Here is a 21,358-nt window from a genome sequence, read left to right on the forward strand (position 1 = left end):
GGGTCGAGGACGAACGGCGATTCTCAGTGGGTTTGAGGTAGTGCGTACAGCTCAAGTTCACTTTTGCAGCTATAAAGGCCGGATTTTGTCGTTACGCAAGATAGCAGCGCCGCGATGACCGTTCATCTGTGCTAGGATCTTGCGCTTGGCTATTTCCAGGCGCGCCAATTGCCGCCTTGCCATATTCTTTTTAGCTCACTCCAGTCACTCTGGTTCGATTATCGGTTGGCCGAAAGGCTCCTGCCGCTGTAAGGCAGGCGTTCATTACTGAGCGGCCTGGTGTTGGATCTTGTACTGGCTCATCCCAACCCACGTGACCTTTGGTAGGGGTCACCACTAGGAGAGGAGGCGCCATGCCAACTATTACTCTTCCCGACGGCAGTCAACGTTCATTCGATCATTCGGTTTCCGTAGCCGAGGTCGCCGCATCCATTGGTGCTGGCCTGGCCAAGGCCACCGTGGCCGGCAAGGTTGACGGCAAGCTCGTCGACGCCAGCGACCTGATCACTCGCGATGCCAGCCTGAAAATCATCACGCCCAAGGATCAAGAGGGGCTGGAGATCATTCGCCACTCTTGCGCGCACCTGATTGGCCATGCGGTCAAGCAGCTGTACCCAACGGCGAAGATGGTGATCGGTCCGGTCATTGAAGAAGGCTTCTATTACGACATCGCCTACGAACGTCCTTTCACTCCGGACGACCTTGCTGCCATCGAGCAGCGCATGCATGCGCTGATCGAAAAAGATTACGACGTGATCAAGAAAGTCACGCCGCGCGCCGAAGTGATCGACGTGTTCACCGCCCGTGGCGAAGACTACAAGCTGCGCCTGGTGGAAGACATGCCGGACGAGCAGGCCATGGGCCTGTACTACCACGAAGAATACGTCGACATGTGCCGTGGCCCGCACGTGCCGAACACGCGCTTCCTCAAGTCGTTCAAGCTGACCAAGCTGTCTGGCGCCTACTGGCGTGGCGACGCGAAGAACGAGCAACTGCAACGGATCTACGGCACTGCCTGGGCTGACAAGAAGCAGCTGGCGGCCTATATCCAGCGCATCGAAGAAGCCGAGAAGCGCGATCACCGCAAGATCGGCAAGCGCCTGAACCTGTTCCACCTCCAGGAAGAAGCGCCGGGCATGGTGTTCTGGCATCCGAACGGCTGGACCCTGTACCAGGTGCTTGAGCAGTACATGCGCAAAGTACAGCGCGAGAACGGTTACCTGGAGATCAAGACTCCCCAGGTCGTTGACCGTAGCCTCTGGGAAAAGTCCGGGCACTGGGCCAACTACGCCGACAACATGTTCACCACGCAGTCGGAAAACCGCGACTACGCCATCAAGCCGATGAACTGCCCTTGCCACGTGCAGGTGTTCAACCAGGGCCTGAAAAGCTACCGCGAGTTGCCGATGCGCCTGGCCGAGTTCGGTGCCTGCCACCGTAACGAGCCATCGGGTGCGCTACACGGCATCATGCGCGTGCGTGGCTTTACCCAGGACGACGCCCACATCTTCTGCACCGAAGAGCAGATGCAGGCTGAATCCGCCGCGTTCATCAAGCTGACCATGGACGTTTATCGCGATTTCGGCTTTACCGACGTCGAGATGAAGCTGTCCACTCGTCCGGAAAAACGCGTCGGTTCCGATGAGCTGTGGGATCGCGCCGAAGCTGCACTGGCCGCTGCGCTCGACAGCGCGGGCCTTGCGTACGACCTGCAGCCGGGCGAGGGCGCTTTCTACGGTCCGAAGATCGAGTTCTCACTGAAAGATTGCCTTGGCCGCGTCTGGCAGTGTGGTACCCTGCAGCTCGATTTTAACCTGCCGATCCGTCTGGGCGCCGAATACGTGTCCGAAGACAACAGCCGTAAACACCCGGTCATGCTGCACCGGGCGATCCTCGGCTCGTTCGAACGGTTCGTCGGGATCCTGATCGAGCACTACGAGGGTGCATTCCCTGCGTGGCTGGCTCCGACCCAGGCAGTGATCATGAATATCACTGATAAACAGGCAGATTTTGCCGCTGAAGTTGAAAAAACACTCAACGAAAGCGGATTTCGTGCCAAGTCCGACTTGAGAAATGAAAAGATCGGCTTTAAAATCCGCGAGCATACTTTGCTCAAGGTTCCCTATCTTTTGGTTATCGGAGATCGGGAAGTCGAGATGCAGACTGTCGCTGTGCGTACTCGTGAAGGTGCTGACCTGGGCTCGATGCCCGTCGCCCAGTTCGCTGAGTTCCTCGCGCAAGCGGTTTCCCGGCGTGGTCGCCCAGATTCGGAGTAATTATTATTAAGCGTGAAATGAGACAAGATAAACGAGCTGCACCGAAAGCCCCGATCAACGAGAATATCTCGGCACGCGAGGTTCGGTTAATTGGCGCTGACGGCGAGCAGATTGGCATCGTCTCGATTGATGAAGCGCTTCGTATCGCTGAAGAGTCCAAATTGGACCTGGTGGAAATCTCCGCCGACGCAGTCCCGCCTGTTTGCCGGGTGATGGACTACGGCAAGTCGATCTTCGAAAAGAAGAAGCAGATTGCTGCGGCGAAGAAGAACCAGAAGCAGATTCAAGTAAAAGAAATCAAGTTTCGTCCAGGGACGGAGGAAGGGGATTACCAGGTAAAACTGCGCAACCTGGTACGTTTCCTGAGTGATGGGGACAGGGCCAAGGTATCCTTGCGATTCCGCGGCCGTGAGATGGCCCACCAGGAGCTGGGGATGGAACTCCTCAAGCGGGTTGAAGCTGACCTGCTGGAGTACGGTTCCGTCGAGCAGCATCCTAAGATGGAAGGACGCCAGCTGATTATGGTCATCGCCCCGAAAAAGAAGAAGTAATCAACAGGGCACGGCAGGCCTTCTGATTATGTTTATCAACTGAATGCGGAGTATCCGAACATGCCAAAGATGAAGACTAAAAGTGGTGCTGCTAAGCGGTTTCTGAAAACTGCTAACGGTATCAAGCACAAGCACGCTTTCAAGAGCCACATCCTGACCAAAATGTCGACCAAGCGTAAGCGTCAACTGCGCGGTAGCAGCTTGCTGCATCCGTCTGACGTGGCAAAAGTCGAGCGCATGCTGCGCCTTCGTTAATTTTTGGATCAAGAATAGAGGAAGTAACTCATGGCTCGTGTAAAGCGTGGCGTCATTGCCCGTAAACGTCACAAAAAAATTCTGAAACTTGCTAAAGGCTACTACGGCGCGCGTTCACGCGTATTCCGTGTTGCCAAGCAAGCGGTAATCAAGGCAGGCCAGTACGCCTACCGTGACCGTCGTCAGAAAAAACGTCAGTTCCGCGCTCTGTGGATCGCTCGTATCAACGCTGGTGCACGTGTTAACGGTCTGTCCTACAGCCGTTTCATCGCTGGCCTGAAAAAAGCGTCCATTGAGATCGACCGTAAGGTTCTGGCTGATCTGGCAGTGAACGAAAAAGCGGCGTTTGCTGCGATTGTCGAGAAAGCTAAAGCCACCTTGGCTTAAGTACCCCCGACAGTCACCTTGGGTTACGCTGTAGCCCAAGGTGTTAAACGTCATAAATAGGGGAAGAGCCTTCAAGCTCTTCCCCTATTTTGTATCTGGAGTCTGTACATGGAAAACCTGGACGCGCTCGTCGCCCAAGCCCTTGAGGCTGTGCAAAGCGCTGAAGATGTAAATGCCCTGGAGCAAATCCGGGTTCACTACCTTGGCAAAAAAGGTGAATTGACTCAGGTGATGAAGACCCTGGGGAATTTGCCGGCTGAAGAGCGTCCGCAAGTCGGTGCGCTGATCAACGTCGCCAAGGAGCGTGTCACAGAGGTGCTCAATGCGCGCAAGGCGACCATGGAGGAGGCCGATCTCGCGGCCAAACTCGCCGCCGAGTCCATTGATGTAACCCTGCCTGGTCGCGGCCAGGCCTCGGGCGGTCTGCATCCGATCACCCGGACTCTGGAACGTATCGAGCAGTTCTTCACCCACATCGGCTACGGCATTGCCGAAGGCCCTGAGGTCGAAGACGATTATCACAACTTCGAGGCGCTCAACATCCCAGGCCACCACCCGGCCCGGTCGATGCACGACACCTTCTATTTCAACGCGAACATGCTGTTGCGCACCCATACCTCGCCGGTACAGGTCCGCACCATGGAAGCGAACAAGCCGCCGATCCGCATTGTCTGCCCAGGCCGTGTGTACCGCAGCGACTCCGATATCACCCACTCGCCGATGTTCCACCAGGTCGAAGGCCTGCTGGTTGATCGCGACATCAACTTCGCCGACCTCAAAGGCACCATTGAAGAATTCCTGCGGGTGTTCTTCGAGAAGGAGCTGGCGGTGCGGTTCCGTCCATCGTTCTTCCCGTTCACCGAGCCATCCGCTGAAGTCGACATGGAATGTGTGATGTGCAGCGGTAAAGGCTGCCGTGTCTGCAAGCAGACCGGCTGGCTGGAAGTGATGGGCTGCGGCATGGTTCACCCTAACGTGCTGCGCATGTCCGGCATCGATCCGGAAGAGTTCTCGGGCTTTGCCTTCGGCATGGGCGTTGAGCGTCTGGCCATGCTGCGTTACGGCGTGAACGACTTGCGTCTGTTCTTCGACAACGACTTGCGGTTCCTCGCGCAATTTCGCTAGTCGTAACGAATCTTTAGGAGAGCAGGATGAAATTCAGTGAACAATGGCTGCGTGGCTGGGTAAGCCCGCAGGTAGATCGTGACGAGCTGGTTGCTCGTCTGTCGATGGCCGGTCTTGAGGTCGATAGCGTTACCCCGGCCGCCGGTGTCTTCAGTGGCGTGGTGGTGGGTGAGGTGCTGAGCACCGAGCAGCACCCTGACGCCGACAAGCTGCGTGTATGCCAGGTCAGCAATGGCGCGGAAACCTTCCAGGTCGTGTGCGGAGCGCCCAATGTGCGCCCGGGCCTGAAGATCCCGTTCGCCATGATCGGTGCCGAGCTGCCGGGCGACTTCAAGATCAAGAAGGCCAAGCTGCGCGGCGTCGAGTCCAACGGCATGCTGTGCTCCCAGGCAGAGCTGCAGGTAGGCGAGGGCAACGATGGCCTGATGGAACTGCCGGCCGATGCGCCAGTGGGCCAGGACATCCGTGTTTACCTGGAGCTGGAAGACGCCAGCATTGAGGTCGACCTGACCCCGAACCGCGGTGACTGCCTGTCCCTGGCTGGCTTGGCCCGTGAAGTCGGAGCGCTGTATAACGCCCCGGTCACCCGCCCAGTCGTCGCTGCCGTGCCTGCGGTGCACGACGAAGTACGCCCGATCGAAGTGCTGGCGCCCAACGCTTGCCCGCGCTACCTGGGCCGTGTGATCCGCAACGTCGACCTGTCCAAGCCAACCCCGCTGTGGATGGTTGAGCGCTTGCGTCGCGCCGACGTGCGCAGCATCGACGCTGCCGTCGATATCACCAACTACGTGATGCTGGAGCTGGGCCAGCCGCTGCACGCTTTTGATCTTGCCGAAATCAACGGCGGCATCCGTGTGCGCCTGGCCGAAGAAGGCGAGAAGCTGGTGCTGCTCGATGGTCAGGAAGTCAGCCTGCGTGCCGATACCCTGGTGATTGCAGACCACTCCCGCGCCCTGGCGATTGCCGGCGTGATGGGGGGCGAGCACAGCGGCGTGTCCGCGACCACTCGCGATATATTCCTTGAGAGTGCGTTCTTCGACCAGATCGCCATCGCCGGCAAGGCCCGCTCCTACGGCCTGCACACCGATGCATCGCACCGCTATGAGCGCGGCGTGGACTGGAAGCTGGCGCGTGAAGCCATGGAGCGCGCCACTGGCCTGCTGCTGGAAATCACCGGTGGCGAAGCCGGCCCGATCACCGAAACCGTGAACGAGCAGTACCTGCCGTCTGTTGCGCCGATCACCCTGCGTGCCAAAAGTGTCGAGCAGATGCTTGGCCTGGTGATCGAGCCGGCTGAAATCGAACAACTGTTGTCCGCCCTCGGCCTGGGTATTTCCGCAGGCGGGGAAGGGCAGTGGACCGTTGAAGTGCCAAGCCATCGCTTCGATATCAGTCTGGAAGTTGACCTGATCGAAGAATTGGCTCGCCTCTACGGCTACAACCGTCTGCCGGTTCGTTACCCGCAAGCGCGCCTGGCGCCACAACCCAAGGCCGAGGCGCGTGCGCACTTGCCCGAGTTGCGTCGTCTGCTGGTTGCCCGTGGCTACCAGGAAGCGGTGACCTACAGCTTCATCGATCCCAAGCAGTTCGAGCTGTTCAACCCAGGCGTCGAGCCGCTGCTGTTGGCCAATCCGATCTCCAACGACATGGCGGCCATGCGTTCGTCCCTGTGGCCAGGTTTGGTGAAAGCGCTTTCCCACAACCTGAACCGTCAGCAAGACCGTGTGCGCATGTTCGAAAGCGGCCTGCGCTTCGTTGGTCAGTTGGACGGCCTGAAGCAAGAGCCGATGCTGGCTGGCGTGGTTTGCGGCAGCCGTCTGCCAGAAGGTTGGGCACAGGGTCGCGATGCTGTGGACTTCTTCGACGTCAAGGCTGACGTCGAAGCGGTGCTGGGTTTTGCAGGTGCTCTGGATGCCTTCACCTTTGTACCGGGCAGCCATCCTGCATTGCACCCTGGCCAGACTGCGCGCATCGAGCGCGAAGGTCGCCTGGTAGGCTTCGTCGGTGCCATTCACCCTGAGCTGTCGAAAACCCTCGGTCTCGACCGTCCGGTCTTCGTGTTTGAGCTGGTTCTGGCTGAAGTGGCCTCTGGCAAGATGCCTAAATTCAGCGAGTTGTCGCGCTTCCCTGAAGTGCGCCGTGACCTCGCCCTGATCGCCGACCGTGAAGTGGCCGCCACTGCCGTTCTGGAGGTAATCCGTGAAAATGCAGGGGAATGGCTGACAGACCTCAGGCTATTTGACGTCTATCAGGGTAAAGGTATTGATCCGCATAGAAAAAGCCTTGCAGTTGGCTTGACCTGGCAGCATCCATCGCGCACTCTTAATGACGATGAGGTGAATACCACGACACAAAATATCCTCACCTCGCTCGAACAAAGGTTGAACGCCACGTTAAGGAAGTGACGTATGGGGGCTTTGACGAAAGCTGAGATGGCGGAACGTCTGTACGAAGAGTTGGGTCTGAACAAGCGCGAGGCCAAGGAATTGGTCGAGCTGTTTTTTGAAGAGATCAGACACGCTCTGGAAGACAACGAACAGGTCAAATTGTCCGGTTTCGGCAATTTTGACCTGCGGGACAAACGCCAGCGGCCTGGCCGCAATCCAAAAACGGGAGAAGAAATCCCGATCACGGCTCGCCGTGTGGTCACCTTTCGTCCAGGGCAGAAGTTGAAGGCCCGAGTTGAGGCTTATGCTGGAACCAAGTCATAACGACGAGCTACCCGTCATCCCAGGCAAACGCTACTTCACCATTGGTGAAGTCAGCGAGCTCTGTGCGGTAAAACCGCACGTACTGCGCTATTGGGAGCAGGAGTTTCCTCAACTCAACCCCGTCAAACGCACCGGGAACCGTCGGTATTATCAGCGCCAGGATGTGCTGATGATCCGACAGATCCGTGCGTTGCTGTACGATCAGGGGTTCACCATCAGCGGCGCGCGCCAACGCATGTCCGGTGATGAAGCCAAAGACGACACCACCCAATACAAACAAATGATCCGCCAGATGATCGCCGAACTCGAAGATGTGCTGGTGGTTCTGAAAAAGTAATTCCGGCTTTTAAAATACTTCCACATTTCAAAAGCTTGCGGTATATTCCGGATCGCTTCGTCAAGAAGCGAACCCAGTAACACGCCTAGTCGGGGCGTAGCGCAGTCCGGTAGCGCACTAGCATGGGGTGCTAGGGGTCGAGTGTTCGAATCACTCCGTCCCGACCATATATTTCAATGACTTAGGCCAATGTTCACAGCATTGGCCTTTTTCATGTGCGTGACTTTTGCGTGACTTCTCTATTTTTCACGCCTGCTTCCTCTTCAAAATTGTCAGGACCGGTCCGCGAGAATCGGTTGCTGATACCATGTTCGCAGCTTCGATCAGATGCCCGAGTTCAGCGCCCGAGTAGTGACTGGTGATGCTGCCGTTCTTGTGGCCCAGTAGGGCCTTGCGATCTTCTTCGGTTACGCCTGCTGCGCGCAGCCGGCGGCCAAATGTGTGCTTGAGGTCATGGATCCTGATGGATGCATACCCAGGGTGAGCGGGGCGAAGGTTTTCCTCCTGCCAGAGTTTCGCCGCTCTCACCCGCGCCTTCTTCCAGGCTGAGTCGTTCATTCGGTGCATCGCGGTTCCGTTGTATGGGAAGACCCACTCCTTGCTGATGCCGCGTTGCTTCTCAATAATCGACCTGGCCACGCTGTTCAGCACCACCAACCTTTCGTCACCATTTTTCACGCCAGAGCGCTCATGCCGGCCACCAAAGTCTGCCGGTATCAGAAATACGCTGGTACCAAGTTCCGGCACTGCAATCTCCCAATCCCATCTCAACTTGCAGACCTCCTGCTCCCGCGTGCCGGTGTTCACTTTGAACAGCGCCATCGTTTGCAGGTGTGCCGGCAACTCCCCGAAAAGAATCGACTGCTCCGGCCATGACATAGGGTACGGCTTGCGGCTCGACTTCTTCTCTTCAAGCTTCGTGAGCATCGGCACGCTATCCAGCCACGGCCTGCGCTCATCGTCTCGCCACTTCCTGGCACACAACGACAAAACCCGAACCACGCGCTCTATCGAAATGTTCACCGTTCTGTTGCTGACACCTTTCTTTACCTTCCCGCATTCCAGCTTCTTCGTCGCCAGCCTGTCTTTGATGAACGGCACCAGGGCCTGGTCATCGATGTGGGTCAGCGGCATGTCACCAATGAATGGGTCGAGCTGCGAAAGGTGGTGGGCCGACAGCTTGATTGACGGCTGGTCTTTGAACTCCAGCAGGAAGCGAGTCGCCGCTTCCCGCCAGATCCTCACCTTCTTTACTCCATACACCTTCTGTTGCCGGATTTGCTCCAACCTATAGATCAGGTAGCGCTCCGCTTCTTCCCGGTCACCAGTTCCAGTGCTTTCGTAAAGTCGTTCTCCGTTGATTTTCTTGTCGATATGCCAGATACCTTTCCTTTGGGAGAGGCCTGTGATCGATTTTCGCGCCATGATTTATCTCCTTTCTGGCGCTCGCTGCGGGGCGATTGTTGCTCCGTTGCGCCTTTTTTATCAATCGCCTTGGCCTCGACGTATGCCGTGGCCCAGTCGTCCAGTTCTTGCCGATCGAACCCGACGCCACGCCCGCCGATTGGGAACTCGCTGACGAAGGGTCTGACGGTCTCGTCGAAGATTGCCCGGCACATGCCCAGATAACCCGGAGCCTCTTTGGCTCGAATGAAGCGCGGGATCAGCTGTTGAGCGCCCATACCTTCCTCCTGCCGCCCATGCTGGGCAGCGTCTTAATGATGTTCATGGTGAAGATCTACTCTGCGTGCGGCGGCAGAGTGTTCAGTGGATAGTCACGCTGTCCTGGCCCGGGGCGACGGCGCGGGCCTGCTGTTCTGTGCGGAAGGACATGTGCTGCTTGATTCCGCTGCATTCCGCGATCACCCACCAATAACCGCCAAAGCGGTTTGGGCCTTTGATGATTTTGGTAATGGTCATTTGGTGTCCTTGCCGCGCTGGGCGGCAGAAGGTGGGGTAGGTGGGGTTATGCTGTCCGGCGCCCGCTCTCTTTCTGGCGCTCTATGTCGATTTGCTCGTAGAGGGCGTCGACTCTTTTGCTTTTCCTGTCGATGGCCTGTGAGCGTTTGATGTGGTCTGACATAGCCTTGTCGTAAGGCTCGATTTGCTTGAGAAGCCGAAGTTTCTCTTCAGGGTCTTTCGACTCATTGAGTTGGGCTGCAAGCCGGTCGCGCGCCTTGAAATCCACACCATCCAACGCCCGGTTTTCCTTTTGCATCTCGTCGAGAACTTCGGCGGATTGCCGTTCCCAGCGCAGATACAAAACGTCGCTTCGTTTTGGGCGGAAGAAGTTCTGGTTCTTGATCCAGGCAACCAGTTCATCCTTCGTCATTTCATCGAGGACATCTTTCGCGGACGAATCTTTCATGCAGGAGTACCTCGCCCGCCGCTCACCGGCAGGCATGTAGGGGGATTGGGGTTAGGCGCCCTTGAACGGGACGACGTTTTCGAGTTCGCGCTTCACGCCACCAGCATCGCGGAAGGCTTTCCATTCGGCATGGTGTGCTGGGCAGTAGTCGACGTTGGGCGCTACCTCGGCGGCGTGGAACTCGCAGACCGGCCTGTCGCAGGTCTTTACATCGCCAACTGGGTAATCACAAAGCTGTGTTCCAACCTCACCGCATTCAGCGCAGTGTGGGCCCAGGTCGCCACATAGATGCCCGATCGGCTTGCGGTTCTTGTCGTAGATCCGGTAGCACGCCATTAACCGGGCACCTTGTAGATGAAGACGTAGGCGAACCGGAGGGTGGCGATCATGGCGTCACCCGCTGGCCGAGGATCACGTCGGCAACAATTTCCCAGAGCTGAGACGGTGACCACTGGTAGCGATCGAAGTCCGTGTCTGGCTGAACGCCGAAAGTGCAGGTCGAGTGGGCGCCGGCCGGGTACTCGCCGCGCTTCGCCATGATGGTCGCTACCCGACCATCCCCGCCCGGTGTGGTGGCGTGGTAGTCGTAGGCCATGGTGTTGTAGTCATTGCCCGCCGCTACCTTGAACTCACCGTCGATAACCAGGTTGGCCCGGCCGTCTGGTGTCCATGGCCGCCCACCGCCGGCAGTGCGCGAGCCTTCATGCAGATAAAGCATGTAGGCCCCGTCGTCGCATCGCTCCATCTTGAAGCAATGATTCAACTGAGTGCCGACGATTACGCGGGAGGTGAAGTTGAAGCGGTGGTCGTGGATCGCAGAGTGGACAAAGCAGGCGCGCCGGGGCAGTTCAGGGTGCCAAACATGCAGGCGCTGATTGCCTTCCAGCTGGACCTGCACAAAGCCCAGGCCGTGCAGGGTGATCTTGTCGGTCATTACGTCATCAATAATCATGGCAATAGAACTCCAGATAGATCTATGGGTGATTGGAATTTTTTTGGGTGAAGCTCTGTGAGATACTTGCTGGCTAATTGATATCTAAAGGAATGTTCTAGTGAAGGGATCTGAAGCGCTGAGCATTGCTAGCTCGATTGCCACGCTGACTGGCGTTTCATTTACATGGCTGGTTACTGCGGGAGGTTTCACAAACTCGTCAGCTATTGAGATCGCGTTTAAAAGCGTCTCGGCGATAATCGCCGTGCTGCTTTCAATCGGGGTGCTGTTCCTGATTGTTCGGTCATTTGCGAAATCGCTGGAAATGACGCCTCCGCGTAATCACATATACAACTGGACTTTTGGTCTAGCGGTTGCGTTTTTTTTGGGCGCCGTCTCGCTTGGCATCATTGCCGGGTGTGCGACTTTCTTCTGGGAAATTCAGTACTAGCAGGCATGACTTCGTCCTTGCCGCTATAGGGGCTGACTTTGAAGGGGGAGGGGAGGCATAGACGTTATGCTGAATATTGGTCAAGCTCTGTGCGAAGTTGAAGCAAAGGAGCCTGCGCAGTGAAAAAAATTGAATTATCACAGGGTATAAAGCTGGCAAGCGTATGGTGTGTGTGGGCCTTTCTCGGAGTTGGGTCCATTGGGTGGGCGTTATTCGTTGTATTGAAATATTTCGATGCGGTTAAGGATGCGTCGAGTTGGATTCAGGCATTTGGATCTGTTTTAGCGATATTTGCTGCAGTCTGGGTCGCGTCTAATCAATCAAGGCAATTGCAAGTTCAGCAGCATCAAAAAATAATAGTATCTCTTAGGTCTCTCCTGGCTCTGTCATCAAGGGCTTTTCGCGTGTGTGAAGGGCTGATTAATTACGATGCTGATAACTACTTATCAAGTGATAATTTGGTTAGGGGGTTGAATAAAAGCTTCGGTGATATAAATATTCTAGAGCTTCCTGATCCCCGGTTAATTGATTTGGTTTGCAGCATTGGAGAATGTATGCAAGAGATTCAGGAGCGGCTGGTGGATGAGCGGAATGAAGTTAAGAAGGTCTTTTATTCTAAAAGTCAGCGACTAACAGTGATTTTGGCTACTGTGATGATTTCCACCAACGGAATAGGTAAAATATTCAATGAGTTAAATGGCAGTGTCTCAGAAGATCATCCTGAGCATATATCATTAAAGAGACCAAGAGGCACTCAGCCATTAGAGCCTACTTGTAATAATGACTAGTTTGAATGTATTCCGCGTCGTAACTTTCTACTGATCACAGGTCATGGGCATTCACAACCGTCATGCCGAGGCGTTCGGCGATCAGGACTTCCAGGCGTGCACCCTTTGAATGCTCCCAGCCGGGCAGGGTGGCCACGGTGTCGCAGTCCATCAGGGCGGCAATGTCGCGGCGCATGCAGTCGTTCCAAGTGCCGCCGTCAGGGTTGATCTCAGCGGGGTTGGTGACTGTGTGGCCACTGGCGCGCATGCTAGCGGTCATTCTGTGGAAGGTTGGGAAGTTCAGCCCGGGCAAGCCGCTCATGGGGCCGCTGAGGTAAATTCGTTTCACGGGGAGTCCTTGCGGGCCAAGCCCGGGTGTTGGAAGGAAGACAGAGAGCGGTTAAAGTTCAGCGATTACCGGGGAGGGTAGTCATGAGCTGCTATATATGCGGGTATAACGTTGCGCCTATAGTGCTACCGGACGTTGAGGAGTATTCGTGCCCGGCCTGTGGACGCTACCGGATTACCGGCACAGCAATTGAGTTGCTTAAGCTGCATCCTTGGGAGTTCGATATATACCTGGCACGCTGGTGGATAGCTGATCAGCAGGATGAGTCCTGCCCCCCATTAATCAATTCGGATATTGTCACCAGGCTTTTGTACGTTTAAGCCGATCTCCTATCGACATCTGCGCGTTTCCGTAGACATGGGGAGTCCTTGCCGGGCCATGCCCGGGCGGTGGAGGTTGGTGAAAGATCAGCTACAGTTGAATGGTCATTCACAAGGAGCATGAAAAATGACCTGCTTAATTTGTGGTGAGGATGCAGAAACTGTTCAGCCTATTGGCGACTTTCACGAAAGAAACTGTTCGGATGGTTGTGGGCGTTACCGCGTAGCCGACACTTTGTTTGTGACCATGGAAAACAATGGCCAGAAGTTTGATGTGCAGAAAACTCGGCAGTGGCTGGCTGTGAACCGTGTTACCGATCCAGCACCAACAATCACATCATCAACAGCGATCTACGGCTGAATCTGCATGAGGATGCGCAGGCCGATCCAGCGAACCACGGTGACGGCCTTGCTGTTGCCGATCGCCTTGTAGCGGGGGCCGTCCGGGCACAAACCCAAAACCCTTCCGCGCCAGGGGATGCGTGTGTAATCGTCGGGGAAGCCCTGAAGGCGTTCGCACTCGCGGGGAGTGAGTCGACGGACATCACTGGTGGAGGACACAACGTTGGGGCCCAGGGATGAGTCGGTGTTGTCGACTTGCTTGCCGTAGTTGCTGGTCAAGGTTTGGGCTACGTCGCGGCATGCGACTATCGGCTGCCCACGGCCTGTTCCGTCCTCACTCCCATCGAACCCTTCAGCTTTCAGAGTGTGAGTGATGTCTCCAGTGATGCAGACGGCCACCTGGCCCCCGGCGTTGGCGTGGCTGCCTGAGTGATTCATGGCGCGCAGGGTCGGCGCGATCTCCCCGGCGTCAGCGCCGTGATCCTTGCAGGAGAAAGCCAGCACCGCGTTTTCCTGGCCGTTGTTCCTGCCCAGGGCAAAGGCGAGCCTTTCGCTGACACCGGGGTCTTGTGTGCCGTGCACGACCAACAGTCCCGACTCGGCATCTTGTTGTGTTGCACTGCCCGCAGCCTTACCCCCAGCCTGAAGCGTGCCGGCCACAACCAACAGACTTTCCCGGCTCTCATGATCACCGTATTGGTTTGTCGTGAGCGGTGCCGTAACGACGAATGTCTCGGTCTCAGCATCCATCCTTGTCCCGCCAGGGTGTGCGCTGAGAGCTGTTGCTACCTCGGTCTGTTCGCAGTTGGCGCCGCCGCCGAAAGCTACTGACTGCAGATGGCCTGCTATTGCGTGGTCGACATCGCTGCCACCGTCAGTGCTTGTAAGAGTGCCTGCGGTAGAGTCCGCTTTCTCGCCTCGGCGCGGCGCAGAATCCCGGCGCACGCCTTCGCGCTCAAAAAGTACCTCGGTGGGATCGAACCCGTCTCGAGCACTTGCGACAACGAACACACGACGGCGTCGTTGGGCCAGGCCGAAATATTGGGCGTCCAGGACCCGCCACGCGATTGTTCTTTTGGGTCCATACACACAACCAGCGTCCTGCCATTTTTTCCCTGAAGGCTGCAGCTCGCAGTCTTCCCCAGCAAGCGCGCCAAGAAAGCATCCGAAGGCGTTCCCTTTGTCGCTGAGGACGCCGGGGACGTTTTCCCAGACGATAACGCTGGCGGGCTTTCGCTGGCCGGCGCGAACATAGTCAACTGCATCTGCAAGCTCCACGTATTTGATGGTGAGGGCGCCGCGCGGGTCGGTGAGGCCTTCGCGCATACCGGCGACCGAGAAGGCCTGGCACGGCGTGCCGCCGACCAGTGCGTCCGGCGCGGGGATCTTGCCGGCCAGCACCATTGCGGCCAGCTTGGTCATGTCGCCGTGGTTCGGAACGTTGGGGTAGTGGTGGGCAAGTACCGCCGAAGGGAACGGCTCAATCTCGGCGAACCAGGCGGCGCGCATGCCCAGCGGGTGCCAGGCCTGTGTCGCGGCTTCGATGCCGCTGCACACGCTTCCATAAGTGATGGGCATGATGGCTCCTCGCCGGTATATTCAATTTTTTGGTTTGTAGGGGATGAGGGGATGTCTTTCAAAGAGCCAACTGATGAAGATTTGCAGCGCAGCGTAAAAATCGCGTGTGCTCTAATCGCATTGTCGATTCTTGCGCCAGTCCTTTCGTTGGTCGTTCCCTATCCACGATTACCTGGAATTGATCTTGGTGGGTGGTTCAGCAGAAGCGGAGCAGTTACCACCGTCTTTGCTCTTTTGGCGGAAGCCGTGTTAGTCAGGGCAAGGCTGTCAATTACGCCGGCTGGGTTTGGCTGGGTTGGCCTGAACGAGCTGCGACAAAAATTCCTTCCTAAGTTCAATAAGTCAGATTTGGTGCTTTTCTGCTTAGTGATTGCAGGCACATTGGTGTGGGCTTACGGAGACCTGCCTTTCAAGGTCTTCGGAAAATAGAGTACGGCGGCTTGTTGACTGGAGGTCTTCGTTGATATGGGGTATTACGGGTGACCGGCATGGAGCCGGATCAGGGGTGAAAATGGCATTCGATAAACGAACCCAAAGGTTCATCAATGGGCTCGACTCGGTAAAGTTAAAAGCTGAGGCGGATGGCATAGAGCTGACGCCGGACGAAGCTGCGAGGGCGGCGATGAAACGAGCTCTAGGCGCGAAGAAAGGGAAAGCCCGAAAGAAAAAGAAGGGTCGCGGTGGATCGCCCTTTCTGCCAGGTAGCTTCGAAAGCTCCTCTCGATAAGCGCCGCCCTCCGGTTACCGGATGCAGCGAGTAGGGTGGGTTATTCTTCTTCGGCGTCGAGCCGTGATGCTTGGCGCTGGCCTATGGCGTAGAGTTCTGCCGCCACGTTTTCGTTAACGACGATTTTGTGGCGCGAACGAAGCGCCTCCCGTGCGCCGTCGCGGCCGAGTGAGTGGACGTAGCGCAGGGTTCCGGCCATTACCGATGCTTGCTCAGTGTCTTCAGTCCATTCCATCAGGTCGGCGAGCATCTGCTTTTCGCCAGCCCGAACCCGGTGCCGAAGCTCTTCCTCGCCAAGCTCCTTCCGTTTCGCCGCGCTTTTTGCAGAACGCGCTTTCTGATCCATGGCCATGGCCTACCTCTTCTATTCCGCTGGCCGGCAGTGCGAGCCAGGTTTGATGTTTGCGTTGCTGGATGCGGGCTATGCGGCGCATCGTTTGCCGCCAGCGCGAGACTTTGGATAGTCGATGCCGTGAGCAGCAATAATTCGGTCAAAAGCTTTGGAGCCGATAGCCAGCTTCCCGCAACACTGGCGGCGAGTTATCCCCAGCTCTTTGAATGCCTTGATCCGTTCTGCGAATTTTGCGTCCCGAGCCTCATCAATTTCCTTGCGCACCAAGTTTCTTGCGCCGCCTCGGGTTGGTGTCTTGAAGGTGATGTCATACCTGGCGGCGTGGTTGTAGATGAGTCGCCGACTGACACCAAGGGCGGCCGCAACTTCGGTCTGGGTGTGCGTGACGCCAAGCTGACGTATCTGCTCAACCAGCTTGAGCCGCGCCTGGGTGCGGATGTCCTCCTTGTCGAGGGGTAGGGAATCTGCTTCAACCCGGCGTCGAACAAATGGCTTGGGCGCTGGAGGCATCTGGTTGCTGTAGGTGATGGGCTTTGGCTTGTAGCCGATTGGCTCGGCCACTTCGATCTTGCCGCCGGCTGCCAGGTACTGCTCAACCTGGGCAGCCAGTTCATCCGAGGCCGGGCGCAGCGCCTCGACCAGGCTGAGGTGGTTGCTGATCATGCTGCTTTACTCCTGAGCGCCGCCTCGTACCCGTCGACCAGCAGCTTGAATTCCCACAGGTCTTCCTCAAGGCTTTCGATGTAGTCGTTGTCCCGCTTGAACTCTTTCCACCAGAGCTGGCGGCCCACTGGCTTCAACAGCGGGCAGTACATTCCGATGTGCCACCACTTGCGGTCAGTGATCCACATGCAACCCTGCACCTGGTCAATGACTTCGCTGGCGTCATTGTCAATGTGGAAAGAACGGAGTTTGTCGGGAGCCAGGAAGCATTTGTATTCCGAGCCGCCGTCGGCACCGATGAACCCGTCCGCGCTGGCGCCAAACACGCCGTCGTCGGTCTTGACCAAGCCAACTTGGGTAACGATGAGGCCGGTCTGGATCTCATGTTCCATCCGGGCCTCTGGCTCCAGCTCATGCCCTCGGCGCATTTGCCAGGTTTCGAATCCGCCATCCAGCGGCGCGCCGCCGATTCGTTCGACTGCAAGTTCAAAAGCGTAAGAGAGGGCAGCGTTTGAAGGCTCACCGACCTTTTCGCCATCTAGGGCGCGCAACACAACTTCAGCCCTTGGCGCAGCCTTGTATCCAGCCAGCTCTCGGGATCGCGCCTCGCTGCGTCCGGCCAGCATGGCGTCGACGTAGATCTTCTGCTGTGCGGTCAGTCCATTCACCTTCGAGCGGGCGGTGCTGAACATGCTTGCGGTGATGACGCCGGCGCGGGCCTGTAGCCACTCGGCCGAGCCCTGAGTGCAATTTACGATGATCATTGAGGCGCCTCCAGCTTGGCTTTGTGGACGGTGACCGCTGTCTTCACGGTGGAATAGCCGTTGGTGTCTCCAGACGCCTGAAGAACTTTCAGGCTGGCCTGCCAGACTTCCTTCAACTCATCGGGGGTCGTGGTCTGTCCGACACGTTCAAGGATGTCGGCGACCACCTGGGCGCGCATATCCTCTGTTTCAGAGCCGTCCGACGACTGACCATCATCGTCGCGGGTATCGCCTGTTGTGATGTTCAGTAGTGCACACATCACGTAGCGCTTTCCGTAGGTGGTGGATGAGCCCACCGCCTGGACATCATTGCGCCCTTTGCCGATATCGACCGGCAGGCTCATCGTTGTTTGCTCTCGGTGACCACTCCGGTGCATCAATATCCCGGTGACCTTGATTGCCTTGTCCGCGTTTTCCACCTTGAAGGTGATGGCAAATCCGTGCTGCTGCATGATCGGCTTCAGGGTGTGGGTTATGTCGTCCAGGGTGGCGTAAGAGTTGCCGGTGTGAATGTTTACCGCCCCCTCGAACACCGTGGGGATGTTGCACTGCATTTCGGCCATGGCATAGTTGAATTCCTGCTCTGCGGTTTTGGCTTGCATGCGTTCGTGCATGGCCAGCAGACGCTCCATCTTCTCGATGTCGCAGGTCGGATCGGCGGCGGCACGGCTGATGACGGCCATGATGCTGTTGTCCGTGGAGATCGGTGCCACAGCCTGGCGCCGCTGTTCGGGAACGATGATTTGGCCGCTCATGCTGGCTACCTCAGAAGTGGATGGTGATGTTTGGGACTTCGCGGCGTGCGATCTTCAGGACAATGGCCTTGGCCAGTTCCTCGGTGATATTCATCGACATCAGCGCCTCTTTGGCGGCGCCCATGATCTTCACCTTGTGAGCCTGGTCGGCTTCGCGGGCCTTCTGCTGGCGCTGCGCTTCTTCAGCCTCCGCTGCCTGCCTCGCAATTTCCGCCAGTCGCGCCTGTTCTACAGCTTCTTCCTGGCGGCGCACCGCGGCGATGCGTTCTTGTTCGGCGCGCTGCTCAGCTGCGATTCGATTGGTCTCGGCCTGTGCCGCTGCAGCGCGGGACTGTTCGGCTTGTAGCTCCAGTTGCAGGCGCTGGCGTTCGGCGGCGGCCTCTGCATCCAGTGCGGCCTGTGCGGCGGCGCGCTGAGTGGCGGCGGCCTGGTCCAGCAGTTCTTGCTCACGGCGCGCTGCGGCATCACGTTCGGACTGGGCCTTCTGCTCGGCTTGGAGCCTTGCCTGTTCTGCGGCTACCCGGGCAATCTCTGCGTCACGGTCGCGCTGGGCCTGAGTTTCTGCCTCGGCACGGAGGCGGGTCAGTTCGGCCTGTTCGGCCTCGTACTGGGTGCGCTCGGCGTGCAGGGTGCGCAACTTCGCCAGGGTCTGGTCCTTCACCTGGGCCGCTTCAGCTAGGAACTCTTCCCAAGAATCGTTGATTTCAATGGCTTCGAGGTCGGCGATTACCCGGGCAACTACGGACGCAGGAGGTGTTGCGCCGAACAGCGCCATGTCCTTCATGCTGTCGATACCATCAACGTGCTTATCTTTGCGCGCCTGGTCAGCGTTTTCCCAATCCGTCAGGGGCTGGCGGGTGGAATCGCGCAGGTTGTCCATCTTGGTGACGAACTCGCGCAGTTCAGCCTCGACCATCTTGGGCATTTCCTTGAGGCGTTTCAGGTAGTCGCGGCCAGGTGTTTCGACTGCCTTTTTTGACTTGCTTACCGTTGCGGCCAGGGAAGCGATGCGAGCGCGACCCTTCACAGTAGTCAGATCCGGCACCTCGCCGGTGACTTCGGCCTTCACGGCGTCGAAGAACTGGCCCAGGCCTCCAGCTACGTAGATAGCCGGCGCGTTGTCGGCGCTGATGTCGTCGATGGTGATGACTTGCTGTTGTGCGGACACGGTGACTCCCTGCCGCGATGCTCGCAGCGATTGAAGGTGTTGGTTATTGGGTGATCAGGCCGCCGATGGCGGGGCCCAGGAAAACGATGGTGAGGAAGGTCAGGCCAACTATGGCCGACAGAGCGCGGATGGCACGGCGCCGGTGCCGCTGGTGGGTGGTCATGGCTGCGGGTCCAACGCTTTGATTGCTGACTTGCCTAAGGCGCGAAGTGAGCGGCGGAAGTTGCCAAGGTCGCGGCGGGCTTTCTTGCGTTCTCTGACGAAATACCATGCCCGAGTGCAGTGGACGCACCCTTGCTTAAGCAGGTAATCCCTTATCTCTTCGTCGTTTAGGCCTCGGTCTTCCTCTTCTGACCATCCTCTAAACGCCTCCCACATATGCGTTTTGCGCCTGTCTTTTTCGTCGTACAGGATTCGCCAATGCTCTTCGCTTCCGTTCGGCCAAGGCAGATCGCCAAGCTCGGGAAACTCATTGACAGGCTTAGGGCCGATCAGGTCGTAGCGGTTCTCACATCGACTAAGGTGAAGGCCGATATCGGCAGTCAGCGACTTGATCCGCTGCAAGACCGATTCGTGAGCCGCCAAGGTGATGAGTATCGAGCGCTCAAGCTTCACGCTTTCACCTCATAAGCGACAGTCCACTCCCCGCACAGACAGGCACGACGGCTCCAGGCGTGGACGTTTTCGATACCAGCATCGTAGGCAAGCGACAAGGCGCCGAGCCAGGACTTGTGGGTGAAAGCCAGGGTCATGCTGTTCATGCGGCCTCCTTGCGCTGCCTGGTGATTTTCAGGAGGCGCTGGCAGTAGTGGTTGAACTCTTCGGTGGTGATTGCGTTGCCGGTGAGCATGTTGGTGATCATGTTCAGGACGATGCGCTGGGCGCCGGGCTCGCTGGCGGGATGCTCCAGGGCTTCAAGCGCTTCATCGATGAGGATGTGAGGGCTCATAGATCCGCATCCACGTCGTCTTCTTCCGCTTCCCGCTCCGCTGCTACTGCGTCGGCGGCGTAGGGCCGGAGAAGGTCAATGGCGATGCGCTCGGCGGCCTCGATGGGGCGGGGCTGGCCGATTAAGTCAGCAGCGTGGCCGCGCGAGTCGGCCTGGCTGCCCAGGATCGACGACAGGAACAGCCTGGCGAGTGAGTCGCGCTGATCCAGGCCGTCGATCTGGCGCTGGTTGAGGTGGCCTTGCAGGACCGTGCAGAACCGGTCGAACGTCACGACCTGCGGCTGGCCGTAGCGACGCTTCCACTTGATGTCGACGCCGCACACCAGGCGCTCCGCCGAATGCTCGAGCCAGTCAGTCACCTCGTCGCTCTCGCTGACCTCTGGAGGCAACTGAGCGTCGTAACGCTCCTGGCATATCTTCAATGCTGCGTTCATGGTCGCCTCCAAAGTGGCGGGTTGTTCACCTGTATTCGTCAACACTCATACCTCCCGCTGGTTGCCGATGGGCGCGGGGGAGGAGTGCTGACGTAATAGAGGTGGGGAAGGGGGCCGCGGGATGCCGGCGGAAGAACGTCAACAGTCTGCTAGGATGCAGGCTGCTACCCGGGAGAAAGGCAGAGCCTTTTTGCCCGCGATGAATGACTACTTAGGGAAAAGACATGTCGGTCTACACAGTTACCATCCCGTGTTTCGCGCAAATGCTGCGAGCTTTATCGTCACTTTTGTCTAAGGGCGAGGCTTCTGCTCTAGAGCGTGGTTACGACTCGCAGATTCTGCTTGGAGCCCGGCTAGCACCGGATATGCACGATCTAGCCCGGCAAATTCAGTACGCTTGCACTCAAGCCCAGGAAGCGGTGCAGCGGCTTACAAAGCGGCCGGTTAGTTCGCTCACCCCTCCGGAAAATATGGCGGCAGCGAAGGAGCTAATCGAACGCACTTTGGTAGTTCTTGAATCAGCGGACCGTGCTCAGATAGAGGAAGGGGCCGAGCGTAAAATCGCTATCGAGTTACCAAACGGCATGGCTTTCGATATGACCGGCAGCGAATACGCCGTGAATTGGGCTACTCCACAGTTTTACTTCCACCTGGTCACGGCTTACAACATCTTGCGCAATAACGATGTACCTCTCGGGAAAGCCGATTATGTACAGCACATGTTTGCTTATCTGCGAAAGTAATCTCGCTGCCTGAAATCCGCTGAATCCACATCGGATATAGCTCGAATCCCTCCGA

The 21,358-nt window shown here is 57.5% G+C and carries 30 protein-coding genes and 1 tRNA gene; 14 read left to right on the forward strand and 17 right to left on the reverse strand.

The genetic code is table 11. The features are described 5' to 3' along the window. The first annotated feature begins 353 nt into the window (after window positions 1-353). From thrS to AC4PS7_RS15205, 9 genes are all read left to right on the forward strand, one after another. A complete protein-coding gene (gene thrS, locus AC4PS7_RS15165; protein ID WP_492179543.1) occupies window positions 354-2,276 on the forward strand; it encodes a threonine--tRNA ligase in 1,923 nt (640 codons plus the stop codon). Further along, complete coding sequence (gene infC / locus AC4PS7_RS15170; protein WP_169850653.1) at window positions 2,276-2,827, forward strand: translation initiation factor IF-3; 552 nt, start codon at window positions 2,276-2,278, stop codon at window positions 2,825-2,827. The genes thrS and infC overlap by 1 nt, the downstream gene beginning before the upstream one ends. 60 nt (window positions 2,828-2,887) lie before the next feature. Next, the gene (gene rpmI, locus AC4PS7_RS15175) at window positions 2,888-3,082 is read left to right on the forward strand and encodes a 50S ribosomal protein L35 (protein WP_002553160.1); all 195 of its coding nucleotides are present in this window, start codon (window positions 2,888-2,890) and stop codon (window positions 3,080-3,082) included. 30 nt (window positions 3,083-3,112) lie between these two features. Further along, window positions 3,113-3,469 carry a 50S ribosomal protein L20 gene (gene rplT / locus AC4PS7_RS15180; RefSeq protein WP_002553161.1) on the forward strand — a complete coding sequence of 119 codons (357 nt, stop codon included), beginning with the start codon at window positions 3,113-3,115 and terminating at the stop codon, window positions 3,467-3,469. A gap of 108 nt (window positions 3,470-3,577) precedes the next feature. After that, window positions 3,578-4,594, forward strand: coding sequence for a phenylalanine--tRNA ligase subunit alpha (gene pheS / locus AC4PS7_RS15185; RefSeq protein WP_010209123.1), 1,017 nt, complete (start codon window positions 3,578-3,580; stop codon window positions 4,592-4,594). Between the two features lie 26 nt (window positions 4,595-4,620). Next, window positions 4,621-6,999, forward strand: coding sequence for a phenylalanine--tRNA ligase subunit beta (gene pheT, locus AC4PS7_RS15190; RefSeq protein WP_042571789.1), 2,379 nt, complete (start codon window positions 4,621-4,623; stop codon window positions 6,997-6,999). A 3-nt stretch (window positions 7,000-7,002) separates the two neighbouring features. Next, entirely contained in the window at window positions 7,003-7,305 is a 303-nt protein-coding gene (gene ihfA / locus AC4PS7_RS15195) for an integration host factor subunit alpha (protein WP_002553164.1), read from the forward strand. Next, on the forward strand, window positions 7,286-7,642 hold the full coding sequence (locus AC4PS7_RS15200) for a MerR family transcriptional regulator (RefSeq protein WP_010209127.1): 357 nt from the start codon (window positions 7,286-7,288) through the stop codon (window positions 7,640-7,642). Before ihfA ends, AC4PS7_RS15200 begins: the two co-directional genes overlap by 20 nt. A gap of 90 nt (window positions 7,643-7,732) precedes the next feature. Beyond that, window positions 7,733-7,809, forward strand: a tRNA-Pro gene (locus AC4PS7_RS15205). Window positions 7,810-7,888: 79 nt separating this feature from the next. Here AC4PS7_RS15205 and AC4PS7_RS15210 read toward each other — a convergent pair. The 6 genes from AC4PS7_RS15210 to AC4PS7_RS15235 form a co-directional block, all read right to left on the reverse strand. After that, window positions 7,889-9,052 (reverse strand): tyrosine-type recombinase/integrase, encoded by a 1,164-nt coding sequence (locus tag AC4PS7_RS15210; RefSeq protein ID WP_258178602.1) that lies wholly within the window; start codon window positions 9,050-9,052, stop codon window positions 7,889-7,891. After that, window positions 8,938-9,324 (reverse strand): hypothetical protein, encoded by a 387-nt coding sequence (locus tag AC4PS7_RS15215; RefSeq protein WP_223817938.1) that lies wholly within the window; start codon window positions 9,322-9,324, stop codon window positions 8,938-8,940. The genes AC4PS7_RS15210 and AC4PS7_RS15215 overlap by 115 nt, the downstream gene beginning before the upstream one ends. Window positions 9,325-9,406: 82 nt before the next feature. Then, on the reverse strand, window positions 9,407-9,562 hold the full coding sequence (locus AC4PS7_RS15220) for a hypothetical protein (protein ID WP_158497711.1): 156 nt from the start codon (window positions 9,560-9,562) through the stop codon (window positions 9,407-9,409). Window positions 9,563-9,608: 46 nt separating this feature from the next. Next, on the reverse strand, window positions 9,609-10,010 hold the full coding sequence (locus tag AC4PS7_RS15225; protein ID WP_492179544.1) for a hypothetical protein: 402 nt from the start codon (window positions 10,008-10,010) through the stop codon (window positions 9,609-9,611). Window positions 10,011-10,061: 51 nt separating this feature from the next. Next, the gene (locus AC4PS7_RS15230) at window positions 10,062-10,346 is read right to left on the reverse strand and encodes a hypothetical protein (RefSeq protein WP_492179545.1); all 285 of its coding nucleotides are present in this window, start codon (window positions 10,344-10,346) and stop codon (window positions 10,062-10,064) included. Between the two features lie 49 nt (window positions 10,347-10,395). Continuing rightward, window positions 10,396-10,962 carry a hypothetical protein gene (locus AC4PS7_RS15235; protein ID WP_492179546.1) on the reverse strand — a complete coding sequence of 189 codons (567 nt, stop codon included), beginning with the start codon at window positions 10,960-10,962 and terminating at the stop codon, window positions 10,396-10,398. Window positions 10,963-11,062: 100 nt separating this feature from the next. Here AC4PS7_RS15235 and AC4PS7_RS15240 point away from each other — a divergent pair, with 100 nt between their 5' ends. Together AC4PS7_RS15240 and AC4PS7_RS15245 are read left to right on the forward strand one after the other, a co-directional pair. Beyond that, complete coding sequence (locus AC4PS7_RS15240; protein WP_492179547.1) at window positions 11,063-11,392, forward strand: hypothetical protein; 330 nt, start codon at window positions 11,063-11,065, stop codon at window positions 11,390-11,392. Window positions 11,393-11,511: 119 nt separating this feature from the next. Further along, on the forward strand, window positions 11,512-12,180 hold the full coding sequence (locus AC4PS7_RS15245) for a hypothetical protein (RefSeq protein WP_492179548.1): 669 nt from the start codon (window positions 11,512-11,514) through the stop codon (window positions 12,178-12,180). Between the two features lie 34 nt (window positions 12,181-12,214). Here AC4PS7_RS15245 and AC4PS7_RS15250 read toward each other — a convergent pair whose 3' ends face one another. After that, window positions 12,215-12,508, reverse strand: a complete 294-nt coding sequence (locus AC4PS7_RS15250) for a DUF4406 domain-containing protein (protein ID WP_492179549.1) — start codon at window positions 12,506-12,508, stop codon at window positions 12,215-12,217. A gap of 447 nt (window positions 12,509-12,955) precedes the next feature. Here AC4PS7_RS15250 and AC4PS7_RS15255 point away from each other — a divergent pair, with 447 nt between their 5' ends. Continuing rightward, on the forward strand, window positions 12,956-13,189 hold the full coding sequence (locus AC4PS7_RS15255) for a hypothetical protein (protein ID WP_492179550.1): 234 nt from the start codon (window positions 12,956-12,958) through the stop codon (window positions 13,187-13,189). Here AC4PS7_RS15255 and AC4PS7_RS15260 read toward each other — a convergent pair. Further along, window positions 13,180-14,748 carry a DNA cytosine methyltransferase gene (locus AC4PS7_RS15260; RefSeq protein ID WP_492179551.1) on the reverse strand — a complete coding sequence of 523 codons (1,569 nt, stop codon included), beginning with the start codon at window positions 14,746-14,748 and terminating at the stop codon, window positions 13,180-13,182. The two genes, AC4PS7_RS15255 and AC4PS7_RS15260, sit on opposite strands and share 10 nt — an antisense overlap. A 51-nt stretch (window positions 14,749-14,799) precedes the next feature. Between AC4PS7_RS15260 and AC4PS7_RS15265 the strand changes: the two genes are divergently transcribed. Further along, the gene (locus AC4PS7_RS15265; RefSeq protein WP_492179552.1) at window positions 14,800-15,177 is read left to right on the forward strand and encodes a hypothetical protein; all 378 of its coding nucleotides are present in this window, start codon (window positions 14,800-14,802) and stop codon (window positions 15,175-15,177) included. A 338-nt stretch (window positions 15,178-15,515) separates the two neighbouring features. Here the strand turns inward: AC4PS7_RS15265 and AC4PS7_RS15270 are convergent, their stop codons facing one another. The 9 genes from AC4PS7_RS15270 to AC4PS7_RS15310 all read right to left on the reverse strand — a co-directional run bounded on the left by AC4PS7_RS15270 (window position 15,516) and on the right by AC4PS7_RS15310 (window position 20,560). Continuing rightward, entirely contained in the window at window positions 15,516-15,827 is a 312-nt protein-coding gene (locus tag AC4PS7_RS15270; RefSeq protein WP_350487739.1) for a hypothetical protein, read from the reverse strand. Window positions 15,828-15,896: 69 nt separating this feature from the next. After that, complete coding sequence (locus AC4PS7_RS15275; protein ID WP_492179553.1) at window positions 15,897-16,490, reverse strand: hypothetical protein; 594 nt, start codon at window positions 16,488-16,490, stop codon at window positions 15,897-15,899. Continuing rightward, a complete protein-coding gene (locus AC4PS7_RS15280; protein ID WP_492179554.1) occupies window positions 16,487-17,254 on the reverse strand; it encodes a lambda exonuclease family protein in 768 nt (255 codons plus the stop codon). The genes AC4PS7_RS15275 and AC4PS7_RS15280 overlap by 4 nt, the downstream gene beginning before the upstream one ends. Continuing rightward, window positions 17,251-18,009 (reverse strand): ERF family protein, encoded by a 759-nt coding sequence (locus tag AC4PS7_RS15285; protein ID WP_492179555.1) that lies wholly within the window; start codon window positions 18,007-18,009, stop codon window positions 17,251-17,253. The genes AC4PS7_RS15280 and AC4PS7_RS15285 overlap by 4 nt, the downstream gene beginning before the upstream one ends. Window positions 18,010-18,019: 10 nt before the next feature. Continuing rightward, window positions 18,020-19,177 carry a hypothetical protein gene (locus AC4PS7_RS15290; RefSeq protein ID WP_492179556.1) on the reverse strand — a complete coding sequence of 386 codons (1,158 nt, stop codon included), beginning with the start codon at window positions 19,175-19,177 and terminating at the stop codon, window positions 18,020-18,022. 159 nt (window positions 19,178-19,336) lie between these two features. Beyond that, window positions 19,337-19,792 carry a hypothetical protein gene (locus AC4PS7_RS15295; protein WP_492179557.1) on the reverse strand — a complete coding sequence of 152 codons (456 nt, stop codon included), beginning with the start codon at window positions 19,790-19,792 and terminating at the stop codon, window positions 19,337-19,339. After that, the gene (locus AC4PS7_RS15300) at window positions 19,789-19,938 is read right to left on the reverse strand and encodes a hypothetical protein (protein WP_010566434.1); all 150 of its coding nucleotides are present in this window, start codon (window positions 19,936-19,938) and stop codon (window positions 19,789-19,791) included. The genes AC4PS7_RS15295 and AC4PS7_RS15300 overlap by 4 nt, the downstream gene beginning before the upstream one ends. Further along, entirely contained in the window at window positions 19,935-20,126 is a 192-nt protein-coding gene (locus tag AC4PS7_RS15305; protein ID WP_492179558.1) for a hypothetical protein, read from the reverse strand. Before AC4PS7_RS15305 ends, AC4PS7_RS15300 begins: the two co-directional genes overlap by 4 nt. Further along, window positions 20,123-20,560, reverse strand: a complete 438-nt coding sequence (locus AC4PS7_RS15310; RefSeq protein ID WP_492179559.1) for a hypothetical protein — start codon at window positions 20,558-20,560, stop codon at window positions 20,123-20,125. Before AC4PS7_RS15310 ends, AC4PS7_RS15305 begins: the two co-directional genes overlap by 4 nt. 224 nt (window positions 20,561-20,784) lie before the next feature. Between AC4PS7_RS15310 and AC4PS7_RS15315 the strand changes: the two genes are divergently transcribed. Continuing rightward, on the forward strand, window positions 20,785-21,303 hold the full coding sequence (locus AC4PS7_RS15315) for a DUF1993 domain-containing protein (RefSeq protein WP_042570976.1): 519 nt from the start codon (window positions 20,785-20,787) through the stop codon (window positions 21,301-21,303). Window positions 21,304-21,358: the final 55 nt, after the last annotated feature.

It is taken from the genome of Pseudomonas sp. DW-iso3 (assembly GCF_058725305.1).

What these genes read in the sequence shown, in the direction of transcription:
- AC4PS7_RS15280 (WP_492179554.1), bottom strand. Translation starts at nt 17,254, where the DNA reads ATGATCATCGTAAATTGCACTCAGGGCTCGGCCGAGTGGCTACAGGCC.
- AC4PS7_RS15215 (WP_223817938.1), bottom strand. Translation starts at nt 9,324, where the DNA reads ATGGGCGCTCAACAGCTGATCCCGCGCTTCATTCGAGCCAAAGAGGCT.
- AC4PS7_RS15305 (WP_492179558.1), bottom strand. Translation starts at nt 20,126, where the DNA reads ATGAGCCCTCACATCCTCATCGATGAAGCGCTTGAAGCCCTGGAGCAT.
- ihfA (WP_002553164.1), top strand. Translation starts at nt 7,003, where the DNA reads ATGGGGGCTTTGACGAAAGCTGAGATGGCGGAACGTCTGTACGAAGAG.
- AC4PS7_RS15255 (WP_492179550.1), top strand. Translation starts at nt 12,956, where the DNA reads ATGACCTGCTTAATTTGTGGTGAGGATGCAGAAACTGTTCAGCCTATT.
- AC4PS7_RS15310 (WP_492179559.1), bottom strand. Translation starts at nt 20,560, where the DNA reads ATGAACGCAGCATTGAAGATATGCCAGGAGCGTTACGACGCTCAGTTG.
- AC4PS7_RS15265 (WP_492179552.1), top strand. Translation starts at nt 14,800, where the DNA reads ATGTCTTTCAAAGAGCCAACTGATGAAGATTTGCAGCGCAGCGTAAAA.
- AC4PS7_RS15230 (WP_492179545.1), bottom strand. Translation starts at nt 10,346, where the DNA reads ATGGCGTGCTACCGGATCTACGACAAGAACCGCAAGCCGATCGGGCAT.
- AC4PS7_RS15275 (WP_492179553.1), bottom strand. Translation starts at nt 16,490, where the DNA reads ATGATCAGCAACCACCTCAGCCTGGTCGAGGCGCTGCGCCCGGCCTCG.
- rpmI (WP_002553160.1), top strand. Translation starts at nt 2,888, where the DNA reads ATGCCAAAGATGAAGACTAAAAGTGGTGCTGCTAAGCGGTTTCTGAAA.
- AC4PS7_RS15225 (WP_492179544.1), bottom strand. Translation starts at nt 10,010, where the DNA reads ATGAAAGATTCGTCCGCGAAAGATGTCCTCGATGAAATGACGAAGGAT.
- AC4PS7_RS15285 (WP_492179555.1), bottom strand. Translation starts at nt 18,009, where the DNA reads ATGAGCGGCCAAATCATCGTTCCCGAACAGCGGCGCCAGGCTGTGGCA.
- AC4PS7_RS15315 (WP_042570976.1), top strand. Translation starts at nt 20,785, where the DNA reads ATGTCGGTCTACACAGTTACCATCCCGTGTTTCGCGCAAATGCTGCGA.
- AC4PS7_RS15220 (WP_158497711.1), bottom strand. Translation starts at nt 9,562, where the DNA reads ATGACCATTACCAAAATCATCAAAGGCCCAAACCGCTTTGGCGGTTAT.
- pheS (WP_010209123.1), top strand. Translation starts at nt 3,578, where the DNA reads ATGGAAAACCTGGACGCGCTCGTCGCCCAAGCCCTTGAGGCTGTGCAA.
- AC4PS7_RS15270 (WP_350487739.1), bottom strand. Translation starts at nt 15,827, where the DNA reads ATGGCCATGGATCAGAAAGCGCGTTCTGCAAAAAGCGCGGCGAAACGG.
- AC4PS7_RS15300 (WP_010566434.1), bottom strand. Translation starts at nt 19,938, where the DNA reads ATGAACAGCATGACCCTGGCTTTCACCCACAAGTCCTGGCTCGGCGCC.
- thrS (WP_492179543.1), top strand. Translation starts at nt 354, where the DNA reads ATGCCAACTATTACTCTTCCCGACGGCAGTCAACGTTCATTCGATCAT.
- pheT (WP_042571789.1), top strand. Translation starts at nt 4,621, where the DNA reads ATGAAATTCAGTGAACAATGGCTGCGTGGCTGGGTAAGCCCGCAGGTA.
- AC4PS7_RS15200 (WP_010209127.1), top strand. Translation starts at nt 7,286, where the DNA reads ATGCTGGAACCAAGTCATAACGACGAGCTACCCGTCATCCCAGGCAAA.
- AC4PS7_RS15235 (WP_492179546.1), bottom strand. Translation starts at nt 10,962, where the DNA reads ATGATTATTGATGACGTAATGACCGACAAGATCACCCTGCACGGCCTG.
- rplT (WP_002553161.1), top strand. Translation starts at nt 3,113, where the DNA reads ATGGCTCGTGTAAAGCGTGGCGTCATTGCCCGTAAACGTCACAAAAAA.
- AC4PS7_RS15260 (WP_492179551.1), bottom strand. Translation starts at nt 14,748, where the DNA reads ATGCCCATCACTTATGGAAGCGTGTGCAGCGGCATCGAAGCCGCGACA.